Annotated in this window: 13 protein-coding genes; 8 read left to right on the forward strand and 5 right to left on the reverse strand. The window is 72.8% G+C overall.

The genetic code is table 11. The features are described 5' to 3' along the window. Positions 1–48 precede the first annotated feature (48 nt). Together PSQ21_RS30000 and PSQ21_RS30005 are read left to right on the forward strand one after the other, a co-directional pair. A complete protein-coding gene (locus PSQ21_RS30000; protein ID WP_274034433.1) occupies positions 49–300 on the forward strand; it encodes a hypothetical protein in 252 nt (83 codons plus the stop codon). Between the two features lie 118 nt (positions 301–418). Continuing rightward, positions 419–826, forward strand: a complete 408-nt coding sequence (locus PSQ21_RS30005; RefSeq protein ID WP_274034434.1) for a rodlin — start codon at positions 419–421, stop codon at positions 824–826. 173 nt (positions 827–999) lie between these two features. Here PSQ21_RS30005 and PSQ21_RS30010 read toward each other — a convergent pair whose 3' ends face one another. Next, on the reverse strand, positions 1,000–1,500 hold the full coding sequence (locus PSQ21_RS30010; RefSeq protein WP_274034435.1) for a DUF5949 family protein: 501 nt from the start codon (positions 1,498–1,500) through the stop codon (positions 1,000–1,002). A gap of 362 nt (positions 1,501–1,862) precedes the next feature. Here PSQ21_RS30010 and rsgA point away from each other — a divergent pair, with 362 nt between their 5' ends. Both rsgA and PSQ21_RS30020 read left to right on the forward strand, forming a co-directional pair. Then, complete coding sequence (rsgA, locus tag PSQ21_RS30015; RefSeq protein ID WP_274034436.1) at positions 1,863–3,014, forward strand: ribosome small subunit-dependent GTPase A; 1,152 nt, start codon at positions 1,863–1,865, stop codon at positions 3,012–3,014. A 72-nt stretch (positions 3,015–3,086) separates the two neighbouring features. After that, entirely contained in the window at positions 3,087–4,460 is a 1,374-nt protein-coding gene (locus PSQ21_RS30020; RefSeq protein ID WP_274036011.1) for a DNA-3-methyladenine glycosylase 2 family protein, read from the forward strand. A 93-nt stretch (positions 4,461–4,553) separates the two neighbouring features. Here the strand turns inward: PSQ21_RS30020 and PSQ21_RS30025 are convergent, their stop codons facing one another. Both PSQ21_RS30025 and PSQ21_RS30030 read right to left on the reverse strand, forming a co-directional pair. Next, positions 4,554–5,036 (reverse strand): DUF456 domain-containing protein, encoded by a 483-nt coding sequence (locus PSQ21_RS30025; RefSeq protein WP_274034437.1) that lies wholly within the window; start codon positions 5,034–5,036, stop codon positions 4,554–4,556. 80 nt (positions 5,037–5,116) lie between these two features. After that, positions 5,117–6,109, reverse strand: a complete 993-nt coding sequence (locus PSQ21_RS30030) for a helix-turn-helix transcriptional regulator (protein WP_274034438.1) — start codon at positions 6,107–6,109, stop codon at positions 5,117–5,119. A gap of 210 nt (positions 6,110–6,319) precedes the next feature. On the opposite strand from PSQ21_RS30030, the gene PSQ21_RS30035 reads away from it, so the two are divergent. The 4 genes from PSQ21_RS30035 to PSQ21_RS30050 all read left to right on the forward strand — a co-directional run bounded on the left by PSQ21_RS30035 (position 6,320) and on the right by PSQ21_RS30050 (position 14,637). Then, the gene (locus PSQ21_RS30035; RefSeq protein ID WP_274034439.1) at positions 6,320–10,090 is read left to right on the forward strand and encodes a S8 family peptidase; all 3,771 of its coding nucleotides are present in this window, start codon (positions 6,320–6,322) and stop codon (positions 10,088–10,090) included. Positions 10,091–10,305: 215 nt separating this feature from the next. Then, positions 10,306–12,129 (forward strand): protein phosphatase 2C domain-containing protein, encoded by a 1,824-nt coding sequence (locus PSQ21_RS30040; RefSeq protein ID WP_274034440.1) that lies wholly within the window; start codon positions 10,306–10,308, stop codon positions 12,127–12,129. Positions 12,130–12,240: 111 nt separating this feature from the next. Next, positions 12,241–13,983, forward strand: coding sequence for a pyruvate dehydrogenase (locus PSQ21_RS30045; protein ID WP_274034441.1), 1,743 nt, complete (start codon positions 12,241–12,243; stop codon positions 13,981–13,983). A 288-nt stretch (positions 13,984–14,271) separates the two neighbouring features. After that, positions 14,272–14,637, forward strand: coding sequence for an ATP-binding protein (locus PSQ21_RS30050; RefSeq protein WP_097871123.1), 366 nt, complete (start codon positions 14,272–14,274; stop codon positions 14,635–14,637). Between the two features lie 7 nt (positions 14,638–14,644). Here the strand turns inward: PSQ21_RS30050 and PSQ21_RS30055 are convergent, their stop codons facing one another. Both PSQ21_RS30055 and PSQ21_RS30060 read right to left on the reverse strand, forming a co-directional pair. Beyond that, positions 14,645–15,745: a DUF2637 domain-containing protein gene (locus tag PSQ21_RS30055; protein WP_274034442.1), complete on the reverse strand. Its 1,101-nt coding sequence runs from the start codon at positions 15,743–15,745 to the stop codon at positions 14,645–14,647. 192 nt (positions 15,746–15,937) lie between these two features. Continuing rightward, positions 15,938–16,786, reverse strand: coding sequence for a (2Fe-2S)-binding protein (locus PSQ21_RS30060; RefSeq protein WP_274034443.1), 849 nt, complete (start codon positions 16,784–16,786; stop codon positions 15,938–15,940). Positions 16,787–16,870: the final 84 nt, after the last annotated feature.

The raw sequence follows: 16,870 nt of genomic DNA on the forward strand, positions 1-16,870 counted from the left end.
GCCGTAGCCCCGGCTGACGATCCTGGCCGGGCCGGGTAGGGCCTCGGTATGGATCCGTACGACAGTCAGACCCCGCAGGGCACAGAGCGGTGGCCCGCCCCGGGCGGCACACCGATCTACGACCGGCTCGTCGCCGAGTGGCAGGCGGCCGGGGGCGGTCACCCCCTCTCGGAACCGCACCAGGACCAGGCCACCACCCGGCACGGCGGTTTCGTGCCGGCGGCGCGCACCTCGGACGAGAGCTCCGGGCCCGGGGCCCCAGGAGGGTGTGGCCCCGGAGGGAGTGGCTCCGGAGGGTGAGGGGCGGCGTCGACCTTGCGCCGGAACGAACCCATTTGAGTGGTGCTGCGCAACCGATCGGGGGTGGTGGCAGTTGATCAGTACGTTCCACAACGGAACGCTCCGAAAGGTGAAGTTGATGAAGAAGATGATGGCCGGCGCTGCAGTGGCCGTGTCCCTGCTCGGTCTGTCCGCAGCCGCGGCTCCCACGGCCATGGCGATCGGCAACGACGGTGGCACCACCACCGTCAACGGCAACGGTGCCGAGTCGGAGATCGGCAACGCCGAGACGGAGGGCAACTGGAGCCCGCAGAACCAGCTCGTCCAGGGCACCCTGAACAAGCTCTGCGTCGGCCTGCCCCTCAAGGCCAACGTCGGTTCGCTCGTCGGCGTTGTGCCGATCGCGGTCCAGGACGTCAACGTCCTGTCCAACCCGCAGAACCAGCAGTGCGCCGACAACTCCACCCAGGCCAAGGGTGACGAGCCGCTGTCGCACATCCTGGACGACATCCCGGTCCTCTCGGGCAACGGCGTCGGCAACAACTGACGCGCCACAGCCTGAGGTGTTGAGTGCGGGCGGCCCGGAGATCACACTCCGGGCCGCCCGTCCTCGTTTCGCGACAACGGCCCCGCCGCAGGTCGCACGCCGCACGGGCGAGGCCCACCACTCCACGGGGGGTGGTGGGCCTCGTCGTGTGTCCGGGGCGGCGGAAGCGCTCCTCAGCCCAGGGAGCGGACCGGGAGCAGGCAGTGGGCGGCGGTGCGGACGACGTCCGCGTCGGTGGCGAAGGCCCGCAGCTGTTCCTCGCTGACCGGCTGCCCGGGAAGGGCGTCCGGCCACGGGCTGGTGGCGAACATCCCGTACACCTGGCCCTGGGCCTGCGCCGCGGCCAGCCACTCCGCGGGGGCGGGATACTGCGCCGAGAGGTGAGGCAGTGTCAGGACCGCCCGGCCCGCCTGGACGAGGAGCTTCGCCTGGACGCCCGGGCTCTCCGCCGCGTCCTGGATCGGGCCGCCGACGTGGAGGCCCGCGCGCTCCAGCGCGGCGCGCATGGCCTCGCGGCCGACGTCCGGACCGTCCTGTCCGTCGCCCAGCGAGTAGGCGAGGAGGAAAGCGGTGTCCTGGTCCGCGTCGGGCTGCCGGCCGCTCCAGCCGATCAGGATCTGCGTGCCCAGCTGGGCGGGGGTGAACGTGCCGGTGGGGGCCTGGGGTGTGGTCATGCTCGGCACCCTAACGGCCCCGGACCAGGCTCTATGCATGCGTATCACCCGATCGAGGGAGAACTGCTGCCAACTCCGGCGAACGCCCCGTCCGACCGCCTCCATCGGAGGTGTACGGAAAAGCTGTTGACGCCGCTCCCGGGGGCCGGGCTAATGTGACCACTGCTCCGGGCGCCGCGGTGACGCGTGCGGCACGGAAACGGAAGAGAACCAGGAGGTGAGGACATTGATGACTGTCGTTGCGATGGGCACTGCCCACAACCGGAAGAGCATCGTCCTCATCCCCGTGGCCACCGGCTGACCGACTTCTCTCATTCCCGCGCCGAGCGCGCGTGCCGGGGCCACCCTGTGAAGGGTTTCCCTTGTCTTTCTCGTTTCTTCCCGCTCCTTCTCCCTCGCACCCGCTGACTCCGTACGGCTGGGACGAGGACTGGGCGGCTGCCTTCCTCCCGTACGCCGAGCAGGGGCTCGTGCCGGGACGGGTCGTCCGGGTGGACCGCGGTCAGTGCGACGTGATCACCGCCGACGGCACGGTCCGGGCCGACACCGCGTTCGTCGTGCCCCGTGACCCGATGCGGATCGTCTGCACCGGCGACTGGGTGGCGCTCGACGCGGACGGAGACCCGCGCTTCGTCCGTACGCTGCTGCCCCGCCGCACCGCTTTCGTCCGCTCCACCTCCTCCCAGCGGTCCGAGGGGCAGGTGCTCGCCACCAACATCGATCACATCGCGATCTGTGTCTCGCTCGCCGTCGAGCTGGACCTCGGCCGCCTGGAGCGCTTCCTCGCGCTCGCCCTGTCCAGCTCCAGCGGCGCCGCCCTGCTCGGCGACGGCCGGAGGGCGGGCCACAGCCCCGACCCGATCGTGCTGCTCACCAAGGCGGACCTGGTGCCCGACGCGGCCACCGTGTCCCACCTCGTCCAGGACGTGGAGGCGATCGCCCCCGGCGTCCAGGTGCTGCCGGTCAGCTCCACCACGGGCGAGGGGCTCGACATCTTCGGCGCCGTCGCCTCCGGTGGTACGAGCGTGCTCCTCGGCATCTCCGGCGCGGGCAAGTCGACCCTGGCCAACACCCTGCTCGGCAGGGACGTGATGGAGGTGCGGGCCGCCCGGGAAGTCGACGGCAAGGGGCGGCACACCACCACGACCCGCAATCTGCTCGTCCTGCCGCACGGGGGCGTCCTCATCGACACCCCCGGGCTCCGCGGAGTGGGCCTTTACGACGCCGGGGCCGGGGTCGGGGAGGTGTTCTCCGAGATCGAGGAGCTGGCCGCCCGATGCCGGTTCCACGACTGCGCCCACGAGGCCGAACCGGGGTGCGCCGTCCTCGGCGCGCTGGAGGACGGAGTCCTGCCCGAGCGGCGGCTCGACAGCTACCGCAAGCTGATCCGCGAGAACCAGCGGATCGTCGCCAAGACCGACGCCCGGGTGCGTGCCGAGATCCTGCGGGACTGGAAGCGCAAGGGCGCGGAGGGGCGCGCGGCCATGCAGGCCAAGCGTGGCCGGGTGCGGTAGCCCCGAGCCACCGGTTCGACGTCCGAAAACCGCGAGTGCGGCAGCCCCGGCTGCCGCACACTGGACGGTGTGATGGACGAACGAACCAGCTACGAGGCGGTCAGCAGCCGCGACGCGCGGTTCGACGGCGCGTTCTTCTTCGCCGTCGTGACCACCGGCATCTACTGCCGGCCGAGCTGCCCCGCCGTCACACCCAAACGCGCCAACGTGCGCTTCTACCCCACCGCCGCGGCGGCCCAGGCCGGTGGTTTCCGGGCCTGCCGCCGCTGCCGGCCGGACGCCGTGCCGGGCTCCGCCGAGTGGAACGTCCGCGCCGACGTCGTCGGCCGGGCCATGCGCCTGATCGGCGACGGCGTCGTGGACCGCGACGGCGTCCCCGGACTCGCCGGGCGGCTCGGCTACAGCGCCCGGCAGGTCCAGCGCCAGCTCAACGCCGAGCTGGGCGCGGGGCCCGTCGCGCTCGCCCGGGCCCAGCGCTCCCACACCGCCCGGGTGCTCCTCCAGACCACCGGGCTGCCGGTCACCGAGATCGCCTTCGCCGCGGGCTTCGCCAGCATCCGGCAGTTCAACGACACCATCCGGCAGATCTACGCCCGCACGCCCAGCGCCCTGCGCACCGAGGCCGGGACGGGGCTCGGCGGCGGACGCGGCGCGGGGGCCCGTGCCGGGATTCCGCTGCGGCTCGCCCACCGGGGCCCGTACGCCACCGCCGCCCTGTTCGACCTGCTGGCCGCGGGAGCGGTCGCCCGGGTCGAGGAGGTGACGGGCCCGCCCGGCCACCGCACCTACCGGCGCACCCTGCGACTGCCGTACGGGGCCGGGCTCGTCGCGGTCGACGAGGCCTCGCCCGGCGGCCCCTGGCTGGAGGCCCGGATCCAGCTCACCGACCTCCGCGACCTGACCACCGCCGTCCAGCGGGTGCGCCGGCTGTTCGACCTGGACGCCGACCCGTACGCCGTGGACGAGGCGCTGGCCGCGGATCCCCGGCTCGCCCCGCTGGTCGCCGCCCGCCCCGGGCTGCGGTCGCCGGGCGCGGCCGACCCGGAGGAGGCCGCGGTGCGGGTCCTGGTGGGGCGCGAGGCCGCCGGGGAGCTGGTCGAGCGGTACGGGAAGGCGCTGGACGTGCCGTGCGGCGGGCTCACCCATGTGTTCCCGGAGCCGGACATGCTCGCCGCCTCCGCCGAGGACCCGGCCCTCGCGGCGCTGGCCGTCGCGCTCGCCGACGGGCGGCTGCGGCTGGACGCCGGGGCCGACCGGGACGAGTCGGAACGGACGCTGCTGACGCTGCCCGGCATCGGCCGACGCACCGCCGCCCTGATCCGGATGCGGGCCCTCGGCGACCCCGACGTGGACCCGTACGGAACGCCGGGCGCGGAGCGGTGGCGGCCCTGGCGCTCCTACGCCGTGCGCCACCTGGAAGCGGCGCGGGCGGCGGTCCCGAGCTGACGTCGGCCGCCCGTTCGGTCCGGGCCGGGCCCCGCGCGTCCGGCATGTCCGGAACGAACGGCCCGAGGGTGCCGGGGCGGCCGGAGCGCCGCGTCAGCCCCAGAGCACCGCGCCCAGCCAGGCGCCCGCCACCAGCAGGCAGCAGAAAAGCTCCACCAGAACCGCGTAGCCCGTCGCCCGCATGACCGAGCGCACCGACGCCCGGGCCGCGCCGCTACTGCCCAGCCGCAGCCGTTCCGCGCCGAGGATGGCCCCCACGTACCCGAGGATCCCACCGACCACGGGCACGACGAAGAAGCCCACGATCCCCGCGACCCCGCCGATCATCAGGGTGCGGCGAGGGGCTCCGGAGTCGCCCGGGCGACGCGGTGGCAGCAGCGGTTTGAGGGCCTGGTTCAGCAGCATCAGCGCCGTCGCGCCGATCAGGACGCCCCAGGCGGCCGGCGTCATGTCCGTCAGCGCCCACCACAGCACCGCGGCCCAGACGATCGCCTGACCCGGCACGCCCGGCACCAGCACCCCGACCAGGCCCAGCAGCATGACCAGGCCCATGGCGACGAGCTGCCACACACTCATCTGACCAGCCTGCCGGAGAGTGCCCCGCTCCGCCCGTCAGCGCACCGCGCCCACCGGCATCGACCTGCGCGGAGTCCGTCTCAGGCCGGCCCGGTCCGGGCCACCCAGCCACGCTCGTACGCATGCCAGCCCAGCTGGAGCCGCGTCGAAACGCCGGTCAGCTCCATCAGGCCCTTGACGCGGCGCTGCACGGTCCGCAGCCCCAGATCCAGCTGCTTGGCCACACTGGCGTCCGTCAGCCCCGCCAGCAGCAGCGAAAGGATCTCCAGGTCCGTCGGGTCCGGCCCGGCCCCGTCCTCGCGCACCCCGCCGCCGCCCTCGCCCAGCCGCAGCGGCATCGCCTCCCGCCACACCGCCTCGAAGAGGCCCATCAGCGACTCCAGCAGACCGCTGGCATGCACGACCAGGGCGGCGGGCTCCGCGCCCCGCCCGGTCAGCGGGACCATCGCGAGGCTCCCGTCGGCCACCACCAGCTTCGTCGGCACCCGGTCCACCACCCGGCACTGCTCGTCCCGGCTCAGCGCCGCCGACAGCTCCAGGATCCCGAACGGAGTCGACAGGACCTCGCGCTCGACCACCACCCGGTAGCTCACCCCCCGCGAGGTCGCCCGCTCCTCGGACTCGTTCTCCATCCCGGTCACCGCGATCGGCTTGCCCGTCACCAGCGCGCACACCTCCGACACCGCTCCCAGCTGCAGCTGGTGGAAGCGCTGGGCGACGGCGCTCGCCCCCGTCACCACCTCCACCAGGTCGTGCACCGCCGGCTCGCTCGCCTCGGCCCGGTACTCCTCGGCGAGCAGCGCGGACGCCAGCTCCGCCTGCTCCAGCTCGTGCCGCTGCTGGATCAGCAGCGCGCCGAGCGCCACGCCGGGCGGCGCCGCCACCCAGCGGCCCGGCCGGGCCGAGGACTGTGCGGCCAGACCCTGCTGCTCCAGCCGCCGCAGCACACGTTCGGTGTCCGCCTCGGGAAGCGCCAGCCGGTGCGCGAGATCGGCGAGCTCCGCGGCTCCCGCCGCGACGAGCGCGCGGTACGCGGCTTCCTGTCTCTCGTCGAGACCTATGGCCCCCAGCATTCTCCGACCTCCCCGGGTGGTGGTGATCGCGCATCGAGGCGCCCCTGCGGCGGGTCCCGGGTGGCGGGAAGAGGCCACGGCGTAAACCCGCCGCCCACATCATCCCCTGTACCCCCTGCCCCTCTGCCACTGTGGCGCCACCGCAGCACCAACAACCTCCGGGATACGGCCTCTTGGGCTGTTTCGTTCCGGATTGACCTGGGGAGAGCGATGCGCCCGATATCGCGTACGGCACTCGGGGCGGCGACCGCCGCCGTGCTCGCCGTCACCGTGATCGCGCCGTCGGTGGCCGCGCCACCGGACGAGCGGGACCCGAACAGACCCATCACGGGGAGCGCGGCCACCACCGCCGGCGCCCCGAAGCCCGTCACCCTGACGCTCGTCACCGGCGACACGGTGCTGGTGACGACGGACGCGTCGGGTGCGTCCGCCGCCACCGCCCTGCCCCGCGCGGATGGCAGCGTCCCACTTCTGCAGACCCGGCAGTCCGGCCCGGACCTGTACGTCTACCCCGAGTCCGCCGTGCCCGCGCTCGCCGCGGGCACCGTGGACGAGGAGCTGTTCAACGTCACCGGGCTCATCCGCCAGGGATACGACGACAGCCACGCCGACACCGTCCCGCTGATCGCCACCTACACCGGCGACACCGCCCGCCGCGCTCCGCTCACCCCGCGCGGGGCCGAGCGCGGAGCGGCCCTCGACGTCATCGACGGGCTCGCGCTGAAGGCCGACAAGAAGAGGGCCGCCGCGTTCTGGGCCGACCTCACGGCACCCCGCTCCCGGTCGGGGGCCGGACTCAAGAAGCTCTGGCTCGACCGCAAGGTTCAAGCCAGTCTCGACAAGTCGACGAAACAGGTCGGAGCCGACCTCGCCTGGGCCGCCGGCTACGACGGGACCGGTGCCAAGGTCGCCGTGCTGGACACCGGGGCGGATGCCGGGCACCCCGACCTCCAGGGCCGGATCACCGCTTCGGAGAACTTCACCGACTCCACCGGCACCGACGACCGGCAGGGCCACGGCACCCACGTCGCGTCCACGGTCGGCGGCTCCGGCGCGGCGAGCGGAGGGAAGAACAAGGGCGTCGCGCCCGGAGCCGATCTGATGGTCGGCAAGGTTCTCAACGACAGCGGTTCCGGCGCCGCCTCCTGGATCATCGCGGGCATGCAGTGGGCCGTCGACAACAAGGCCGACGTCGTCTCCATGAGCCTCGGCAGCGCGGAGCCCACCGACTGCACCGACCCGATGAGCCTGGCAGCCGAGGAACTCGGCAAGAACAAGGACACCCTCTTCGTGGTCGCCGCCGGAAACCTCGGCCCGTCCCTGAACACCGTCTCCTCGCCCGGCTGCGCACCCGGGGTGCTGACCGTCGGAGCGGTCGACCGTGACGATTCCACCGCGAACTTCTCCAGCCGCGGCCCCACGATCGTCTCGCACACCCTCAAGCCCGAGATCGCCGCGCCCGGCGTCGCCATCTCCGCCGCCGCCGCGGGCGGCCGGGGTTCCCAGGCGTACCGGTCCATGTCCGGTACGTCGATGGCGACCCCGCATGTCGCGGGCGCCGCAGCCGTGGTGAAGCAGCGTCACCCCGACTGGACCGCCCAGCAGATCAAGGCGGCGCTCGTCTCCTCGGCACGGAGCGCCGTCCCCGGCGACGTACGCGAGACCGGCGGCGGACGACTCGACGTCGACCGCGCGATCCGTACGCCCGTACTCGGCGCACCGGCCGTGCGGGGCGGCACCTTCAACTGGCCGCAGGACAGGAGCGACCGCACCACCGTCGCCGTGCCCTACACCAACACGAGCGGCAAGCCGGTCACCCTCTCGCTGAAGGTCGCGGGCGTCACCGGCAACGACGGCTCGACCGTCCGCTCCAAGGTCGCCTCACTCGGCCGGAAGTCCGTCACCGTCCCGGCGGGGGAGACCGTCGAGGTCCCCCTCGCTCTCGCCCCCGACGCCCGGCTGTCCGCCGCCCAGTACGGCGACGTCACCGGCCGCGTCCTCGCCACGGCCCCCGGGGGAGTGACGGTCTCCACCCCGTTCTCCCTGTACGTCGCGCCGGAGACCGTCACCCTGCGCGTCAAGCTCGTCGACCGCGACGGCAAGCCCGCCGACGGCGTCTCCTCGGTCGACCTCATCGGCACCGACACCGCATCCGGCGAACGCCGCTTCAACGAGGGCGCCACCGACCAGACCTACGAGGTCCGCCCCGGCGCGTACTTCGTCTCCAGCTTCATCGCCTCGCCCGACCCCGGCGACGCGACCGGTCAACTCGTGGGATCCATCGGCTATCTGGCACGCCCCCAACTGCGCATAACCAAGGACACCACACTCGTCCTCGACGCCCGCAAGGCGCACCGCCTGAAGGTGAGGACCGAGGACCGGGCCGCCGAGACGCGTGGCGCGACCCTCGCCTTCGGGCGCTCGTGGGACGACACCTGGCTGCACTCCGGGTCCATCGCCGGCACCGGGCTGATCAAGGACTACCTGGTCGACGTCCAGGGCACCGCGCGGGACGGGGAGTTCGAGTTCGCCTCCGTCTGGCGCGCCTATGCCCCGCAGATCCGGAAGTTCTCCCTCGTCGGCGGAGCGGCCCTGCACCCCCGGCCCGCCACCACCGGCTCGGTCAACCTGGACGGCACCGGCCGCGCCGAGGTCGTCGACGCCGGCGCGGGCAGCGCCGCCGAGCTGGAGGCCGCAGGCGTGAAGGGCCGGATCGCCCTGGTGGAAGTGGGCGACGACTCCTCGGCCGTCCTGGACCAGGCACGGGCCGCGCGGGCCGCCGGGGCGACGGCGCTCCTGGTGCACCGTCCCTCGGCCGGCGACTGGAAGCCGTCTGTCGGCTACGGGGCCGCGCCTCTCCCGGTCCTCGGCCTGCGGGCGGACGAGGCCGCCGTGGTGAGGACGGCCCTCGGCAAGGGGAGGACGGAGGTCTCCTGGGCCGCCACGGCCGTCAGCCCGTTCGTGTACAACCTGTCGTTCCCGGAGAAGGGGCAGATCACCTCGGACCGCACCTACAAGGTCCGGGACAAGAAGCTCGGCTCGGTCGTCTCCACCCATGAATCCATGGGCGTGGCCACCGACTTCGTCGACACGCTCCTGGTCTCCCGCCCCTACGGCGCGACCTTCGGCGCGTCCTCGCTCGCCGTCGTCGCCGCCCCCGGAAAACGCACCGAGTTCTACACGGCGGGGGACACGGTCTGGCAGAAGATGCTTTCCTCCAGCTTCCCCTGGGGCGAGCTGATGACGGGCAACGCCCGCACGTACCAGGCGGGTCGGGCCACGGAGGAGGAGTGGTACCGGGGCCTGCTGGTTCCCGGCGCCCCGCGCGACGCGCAGGGGGCGGAGCTGCTCGCCGGCGAACGCCAGGACAACATGATCGGCGTCGCCCCGGCCTTCATGACCGACTCCGAACACGTGGGTCAGCAGGGCTCGTTCGGTGACATCGGCAATACGCGGCTCAAGCGTGAGGGCGAACTCGTCGGCGAGAGCGGCTATCCGTTCGGAGCCTTCGCCGTGCCCGCCGAGGATGCCGCGTACGAACTCACCCTGACGACCATGAAGATCGGCTCGCCCGCCGCGGTCTGGAAGCGGTCCACACGGACGGAGACCACCTGGGCGTTCCGATCCGAGCGGAAGCCGGACGTGGCATCACAAGGCCTCCCACTTCTCTTCCCGCGCTACGACGTGCCGTCGGACGGCATGAAGACGGTGCCCGCGAAGGACAGCCAGAAGATCGGGCTCGGCGCGACCGGGCACGCCGGATACACCCCCGGCGAACTCACCGGCGCCACGGTCTCCTTCAGCTACGACGGCGGCGAGACCTGGCACGCGGCCCCCACCGCACAGCGGAGCGGCAGCTGGACCGCGACCGTCGACCACGCGGACGCGACCGGGAAGTCGGTCACGCTGCGGACGGAACTGACCGACGCGAACGGCAACTCCGTGGTGCAGACCGTCGACGACGCGTACGTCGTGCGCTGAAGGGGCGGCCGTCGAGCGAGCGGATGCGCCGATGAGCCGCTGAATCCGTGATCGGCCGGTCGCGCGAGCGGCTGGAACGCCGACCCGCCGATCACTCCGACCGGTCCGTCGGGCGTCCTTCCCGTGGGGGGTGGGGCCGCCCGGCGGATCTCTGTACGGGTCACATTTTCCCGGTGTCCCGGTTTCGGGCCGCCTCCGCGGTGGACAATAAGGGCATGAGTCAGCAGGGGGAGAAGCCCGCCGCCCACGAGGACGACTGGTGGCACAAGCTGTATGACGAGACCGCGCCGGACGCCGGTCCCAGCGCTGTGGCCGACAGCCTCGACGACCGCTTCGACTCCGTGTCGGACACGGTGAGCAGCCCGGCGGGCGACCACCGGGCCTCCGTGCGCGAGACCGTGCGGGACCCGTACGGGGACGCCTGCGAGGACCCGTACGCGGACCGGTTCGAGGAACCGGACGCGGACCGCTACGAGAACCCGTACGCGGATGCCTACCGGCCGCCGGAGCCGAGTGGGCCCGTGGTGACGCGGCGGGAGTTGTCGCCGGACCCCGCCCCGGTTCCGGAAACGGCTCCGGAAGCGGCTCCGGACCCGCGAACGGCTCCCGACCCGGCAAGGGCGCCGGATCCCGTGCTGGACCCGCGGTCGGCCCGGGACCCGTACGCGAAGCGCGACCGGCCGCCGGAGCAGGCCACTCACGCCGTACCGGAGCCGGAACCGGAGCCGGGCCCGGGGCGGGAGGACTGGCCGCGCGGCGCCGACCCCGAAGGGACTGTCGCTCCGGCGCCGGCCGCCCTGCCCGCGCCGGAGGTACCGTCCGCGCCGGAGGTGCCGTCCGCAGCAGGGGCGCCTGCCGTCCCGCCCGCACCTCCGACGGTGCCGCCCGTGGCGCCGCCTCTTCCGCCCTCCCCGCCGGCCACTCCCCGCACCGCCGTCTTCCCCGCCCCCTGGGAGGCGCCCGCCGGGCAGTCCGGGCCCCGGACGTTCGCCGCGCCCCGCGTGCCGACAGCACCCGGGCCCGGCGCCCCGCACGCACTCCCGCCGGACCTCGCCGCCGCCGACACGGCCGACGGCCGGCCGTCCGTCGGGCACCTCGGGGACCGGCCGCCCACCTACGACGCCGAACCCGCCGCCCTGCCCTCCGCCACCTCGGAGAACCTGGCCGGCCTCGCCCCCGACACCGTCCTGGACGGCGCGCGGTACGGGACGTACACCCTGCGCGCCGCCTCCGTACGCGGCGACTCCGCCCGCTTCCGCGGAGAACCCCGGCGCGACGGGCTGCTCACCGCCCGCTTCGGGGCCGCCGAGAGCGCCCTCGTCCTCGTCGCCGTGGCCGGCGGCAGACGGACCGGCGAGGCGGCGCACCTCGCCGCGGCCGACGCCTGCCGCTGGATCGGCGGAGCCGTCGCCCGCAGCCACCTCCGGCTCTCCGAGGACATAAGAGCGGGCCGCCGGGACGACCTGAAGGCCGGGCTGCACCGGCTCACGGACCGTACGTACGGCAAGCTGCGCGCCCGCGCCGCCGAACTCGGCGTCGAACCGGACGCGTACACCGCGAGCCTCCGCTGCCTCCTGCTGTCCGCCGACCCCGCCTGCCGCACCCGGGTCTTCTTCGGCGTCGGCAGTGGCGGCCTCTTCCGCCTCCGTGACGGACTCTGGCAGGACCTGGAGCCCTTCGTCCCGGCGGCCGACGGCCCGATGCCGGGCGACGAGCAGGAGGAGAGCCCGGACGGGGACCGGCTGACCATGGACCTCCAGATCGCCGCACCGCCGCCCCCGGACGCCGAGAGCCCCGCGCGCCGCCCTGCCGAGCCCTTCCGCTTCCGGGCCACCGTGGCGCGCCCCGGCGACACGCTGCTGCTGTGCAGCAACGGACTGGCCGAGCCGATGCGCGGAGAGGCGGCGCTCCCCGGCGAGCTCGCCGAACGCTGGGGGAGCACCGGGCCGCCCGGGCTGCCCGCCTTCCTCGCCGACACCCAGCTCCGGATCAAGGGGTACGCCGACGACCGCACCTGCGCCGCGGTCTGGGAGGCGTAACCGCGCGCACCGTGGGTTGATGGATTCCGGAGCCGGGCGACACGGTGTTTCGGGCTCCGGAGTCCGGACAACCGAAGTGCACGGAGCACGGGCAAGGAAGGGTGCGCACCCATGGCCAAGCAGAACGTGGCGGAGCAGTTCGTCGACATCCTCGCCAGGGCCGGCGTCAAACGTCTGTACGGCGTCGTCGGCGACAGTCTGAACCCCGTCGTGGACGCCATCCGGCGTAACTCGGCCATCGACTGGATCCACGTCCGCCACGAGGAGACCGCCGCCTTCGCGGCCGGTGCGGAAGCGCAGGTCAGCGGCTCACTCGCGGCCTGCGCCGGCTCCTGCGGCCCGGGCAACCTGCACCTGATCAACGGCCTGTACGACGCCCACCGCTCGATGGCCCCGGTGCTGGCCCTCGCCTCGCACATCCCCTCCAGCGAGATCGGTCTCGGCTACTTCCAGGCCACCCATCCGGAGCTGCTGTTCCAGGAGTGCAGCCACTACAACGAGATGATCTCCAGCCCGGAGCAGATGCCGAGGCTGCTCCAGACGGCGATCCAGCACGCCATCGGGCGCGGCGGCGTCAGCGTCGTCTCGATGCCGGGTGACATCGCCTCCGAGCCCGCCCCCGAGAAGAGCATCGAGCACGCGCTCGTCACCGCGCGGCCGACCGTACGGCCCGGCGACGACGAGATCGACAAGCTCTGCCGCATGGTGGACAAGGCCAAACGGGTGACGCTGTTCTGCGGCAGCGGCACGGCCGGGGCGCACGCCGAGGTCATGGAGTTCGCCGAGAAGATCAAGTCCCCGGTCGGGCACGCGCTGCGCGGCAAGGAGTGGATCCAGTACGACAACCCGTACGACGTCGGGATGAGCGGGCTGCTCGGCTACGGCGCCGCGTACGAGGCGACCCACGAGTGCGACCTCCTCGTCCTGCTGGGCACGGACTTCCCGTACAACGCCTTCCTCCCGGACGACGTGAAGATCGTCCAGGTCGATGTGCGCCCCGAGCACCTCGGCCGCCGCTCCAAGCTCGACCTCGCGGTCTGGGGCGATGTGCGCGAGACCCTGCGCTGCCTGACGCCCCGGGTGAAGCCCAAGTCGGACCGCAAGTTCCTCGACCGGATGCTGAAGAAGCACGCGAACGCCCTGGAGGGGGTGGTCAAGGCCTACACCCGCAAGGTCGACAAGCACGTCCCGATCCACCCCGAGTACGTCGCCTCCGTGCTGGACGAGATGGCCGACGAGGACGCCGTGTTCACCGTCGACACGGGCATGAACAACGTGTGGGCCGCCCGCTATCTGACGCCCAACGGAAAGCGGCGGGTGATCGGTTCGTTCAGCCACGGCTCGATGGCCAACGCCCTCCCGCAGGCGATCGGCGCCCAGTTCACCGACCTGAACCGGCAGGTCGTCGCGATGTCGGGCGACGGCGGATTCTCCATGCTGATGGGCGACTTCCTCACCCTGGTCCAGCACGACCTGCCGGTGAAGGTCGTTCTGTTCAACAACTCCTCGCTCGGCATGGTGGAGTTGGAGATGCTGGTGGCGGGCCTGCCGTCGTACGGGACGGCCAACGAGAACACCGACTACGCCGCCATCGCCCGCGCGGCCGGCGCCTACGGCGTACGCGTGGAGAAGCCCAAGCAGTTGCAGGGCGCGCTCAAGGACGCCTTCAAGCACAAGGGTCCCGCGCTCGTCGATGTGGTCACCGACCCGAACGCGCTCTCCATCCCGCCGAAGATCAGCGCCGACATGGTCACCGGCTTCGCACTCTCCGCCAGCAAGATCGTGCTCGACGGCGGAGTGGGCCGGATGCTCCAGATGGCCCGCTCCAACCTCCGCAACGTGCCCCGCCCCTGAGCGGAGCTGCGCCTGCGTGGTGATGGTGTGCGCGGGTGGGATGTTCCGTGCGCCCCTCGCCGCTCCTGACCGTTCACCTATTGATGACCCGGCAAGCGTGACCGTACGCGTACAGGGGCATGCATCCCGTGAGGCTGTTCGATGATCGGCCGGATCAGAGGAGGTCGGTCCACTGTGCGGGCGGGGGAAATGGCGAAGCGTCAGAGAAGGATCGCGGTCGTCGAGGGGTGCGGCCCGCGGGGCCGGAGACCGGGCGAGGCACCACCGCCGGCCCGGATGCGCCGGAGGGTGGGCCACGCCGAACAATCGGCCGTGGGCGAAGTGCGCCGGGAACTGCGGGAGTTCCTCCGGCACCGCTCCGACGAGGAGCAGCGCGAGGCGGCGGAGTTGCTGGTGAGCGAGCTGGTGACCAACGCTCTCATCCACACCCGGCACGGGGCCGTGGTCACCGCCACCGCGTCGCCCGCCCGACTGCGCGTGGAGGTCCAGGACTTCGCGTCGGAGGATCTGCCCGCGCCGTACGTACCGAACGCCGACGACGGTACGCACGGCAGGGGCCTGATCCTGGTCCGGAGCCTGGCCGACGCCTGGGGCGTGGAGGCGCAGACCCTGGGCAAAGTCGTCTGGTTCGAGCTGCGCGGCGGGAGGCGCTGAGGGGCGCTCAGCCGAACTGCTGCTCCAGATCCTTCAGTTTCTGTTCCAGCGAGTCGAGCCGGGGGAGTGTCTGGGTGTCGTCCTCGGCGGTGAGGTCGACGGTCCGCGGGTCACTTCCCCGGCTCGAAGCGTCCAGGCTCTTCGAGTTCGAACCGTCCGCCTGCTTCGGGCCGACGGCTTGCAGGGATGGCCGGGGCCGCAGAGGCAGCTGACCCGGCTCTGCTATGGCGGGCTCCGCGACGGCCGGCGCCGCGCCGCCCGAGGCCGGGGCGAGAGCGGGCACGTCCACCTGTCGCGCGCCCCCTCCGCCGCGTCCCCAGACCCGGTTCTGCCGGTTCAAGGCCTTGATGCGGGCCCGGTCCAGCTTCTCCTGGTCGCGTCGGCGCAGCCGTTCCTGCTCACGCTCCCTGCGGTCCTCCCGCACCTCGTCCACCGCCTCGTCCAGGGTGCGGACGCCCTCCAGGAGCATCAGCGACCAGGCGCAGAAGGTCTCCCTGGGCGCCCGGAGCCAGCGGACGATCCGGATCTGCGGCAACGGACGGGGCACCAGGCCCTGTTCGCGCAGCGCGGCACGGCGGGTCTGCTTCAGCGCGCGGTCGAAGAGGACCGCGGCCGAGAGGGACATCCCCGCGAAGAAGTGCGGCGCTCCCGCGTGGCCCATGCCCCGGGGGGCGTGCACCCAGTTGAACCAGGCGGCGGCCCCGGCGAACGTCCACACCAGCAGCCGGGAGCCGAGCGCGGCGTCACCGTGGCTCGCCTCCCGTACGGCCAGCACGGAACAGAACATCGCGGCCCCGTCCAGTCCGAACGGGACCAGATACTCCCAGCCTCCGGTGAGGTTCAGGTTCTGCCGGCCGAAGCCGACGAGCCCGTGGAAGGAGAGCGCGGCGGCGACCGCCGCGCAGCAGAAGAGCAGGACGTAGCTGGCGGTGGCGTACAGCGCTTCCTTGCGTCTGCGGCGCTCCTCGCTGCGTTCCCAGGAGTCGTCGGCCGCGGCCTTGCCGGCGGCACGCTTGCCGCGTGCGACCACCGTCACCGCCGCCATGACCCCCACGAGCAATACGGCGCCCGGAAGCAGCCAGTCAAGCGATATGTCGGTCAGTCTCATGCGCGGTCCCTTGCGTCACGTAGGGCGTTTCGTGCGCCATCGTGACGGAATTCCCGTCCCGCTCCGGTGGTTTCGGGACAAGAGCACGCCATGGGGGTGGGAGAGGTTATCGATGGGTGGAATCTTCTCGAACGACTGCCCGGTCGGGCCGGGTTGCGTTCGATTCCACGTCATCCGGACGGGCGGTGTGGATCAGGAAGCCGCCGCGAGCTTCCGTACCCGGTCCGCGTCGCAAGTGCGCGGGCAGGTCACACAGGTGTCCTCGGGGCGCAGGGTGTAGAAGAGGCAGCAGCTCGCCCGGTCCCGGGTCGGCAGCGACCGGCCCTCGGGTCCGGTCAGCTCGCGGAAGCCCGCGGTGCCGACGTACGGCTTCGTCGCGCCGGGGAGCAGCAGCTCCAGCTCGGCCATCGCCCGGCGCTCCTCGCCCAGCAGGTGCGCGATGTACCAGAGGCCCTCGACGATCTCGTCGGTCGCCATCCCCCACAGGGCACGCTTCCCGCGCCGCATGCGCGGCCCGAAGCCCTCCAGCACCGGGCCGAGGTGCTCGGTCAGGGACGCCAGGACCTCGGCCCGCAGCGCCGCCTCGTCCGGGACGACCCGGGCCCCGGGCAGCGTGGCGGCCGGGTCGTCCGGCAGGCAGGCGAACTCCCGGACCCGTACGGTCAGATGCCCCAGGGACCGCTGGAAGGCGACGTCCTCGACCGGGATCCGCACCACCCGGCGCTGCAGGAACCACGGCACGGTCACCAGCAGACAGGCGGGCCAGGCGTACCGGTGCAGGCCGAAGCTCGCCACCACGTCGGGGCGGGCCCGCTGTCCGTAGTCGCGCAGCACCTGGGCGTCGTCCCAGGCGAGGAAGGCGTCCACGGCGTCTCCACCGGCCGCCAGCTCCGCCGCGCCGACCCAGCCCGCTCCGGACGGGGCGACGGCGTCGCCGGCGAGCACGTCGGCCCGCAGACCGGGAAACACCTCGGTCAGCCGGGCGTACGCGGCGGTCACGGGAGACGTCGCGGTACCGGTGAACGGCGGGGAGAGGGGCATGCGGGGAACCACCGAAAGGGGATCGTTTGCAGGTAAGCCTTACCTTACCCGACGCCGTCGATGTTTGAACCGCGCCCTCCTCCC

The sequence above is a fragment of the Streptomyces sp. MMBL 11-1 genome (genome assembly GCF_028622875.1).
Lineage (GTDB): Bacteria > Actinomycetota > Actinomycetes > Streptomycetales > Streptomycetaceae > Streptomyces.

Bases quoted from the DNA above. Each gene is read 5' to 3' on its own strand.
- PSQ21_RS30020 (WP_274036011.1), top strand. From the start codon at position 3,087: ATGGACGAACGAACCAGCTACGAGGCGGTCAGCAGCCGCGACGCGCGG.
- PSQ21_RS30060 (WP_274034443.1), bottom strand. From the start codon at position 16,786: ATGCCCCTCTCCCCGCCGTTCACCGGTACCGCGACGTCTCCCGTGACC.
- PSQ21_RS30045 (WP_274034441.1), top strand. From the start codon at position 12,241: ATGGCCAAGCAGAACGTGGCGGAGCAGTTCGTCGACATCCTCGCCAGG.
- PSQ21_RS30010 (WP_274034435.1), bottom strand. From the start codon at position 1,500: ATGACCACACCCCAGGCCCCCACCGGCACGTTCACCCCCGCCCAGCTG.
- PSQ21_RS30030 (WP_274034438.1), bottom strand. From the start codon at position 6,109: ATGCTGGGGGCCATAGGTCTCGACGAGAGACAGGAAGCCGCGTACCGC.
- PSQ21_RS30000 (WP_274034433.1), top strand. From the start codon at position 49: ATGGATCCGTACGACAGTCAGACCCCGCAGGGCACAGAGCGGTGGCCC.
- PSQ21_RS30035 (WP_274034439.1), top strand. From the start codon at position 6,320: ATGCGCCCGATATCGCGTACGGCACTCGGGGCGGCGACCGCCGCCGTG.
- PSQ21_RS30025 (WP_274034437.1), bottom strand. From the start codon at position 5,036: ATGAGTGTGTGGCAGCTCGTCGCCATGGGCCTGGTCATGCTGCTGGGC.
- PSQ21_RS30040 (WP_274034440.1), top strand. From the start codon at position 10,306: ATGAGTCAGCAGGGGGAGAAGCCCGCCGCCCACGAGGACGACTGGTGG.
- PSQ21_RS30055 (WP_274034442.1), bottom strand. From the start codon at position 15,745: ATGAGACTGACCGACATATCGCTTGACTGGCTGCTTCCGGGCGCCGTA.
- PSQ21_RS30005 (WP_274034434.1), top strand. From the start codon at position 419: ATGAAGAAGATGATGGCCGGCGCTGCAGTGGCCGTGTCCCTGCTCGGT.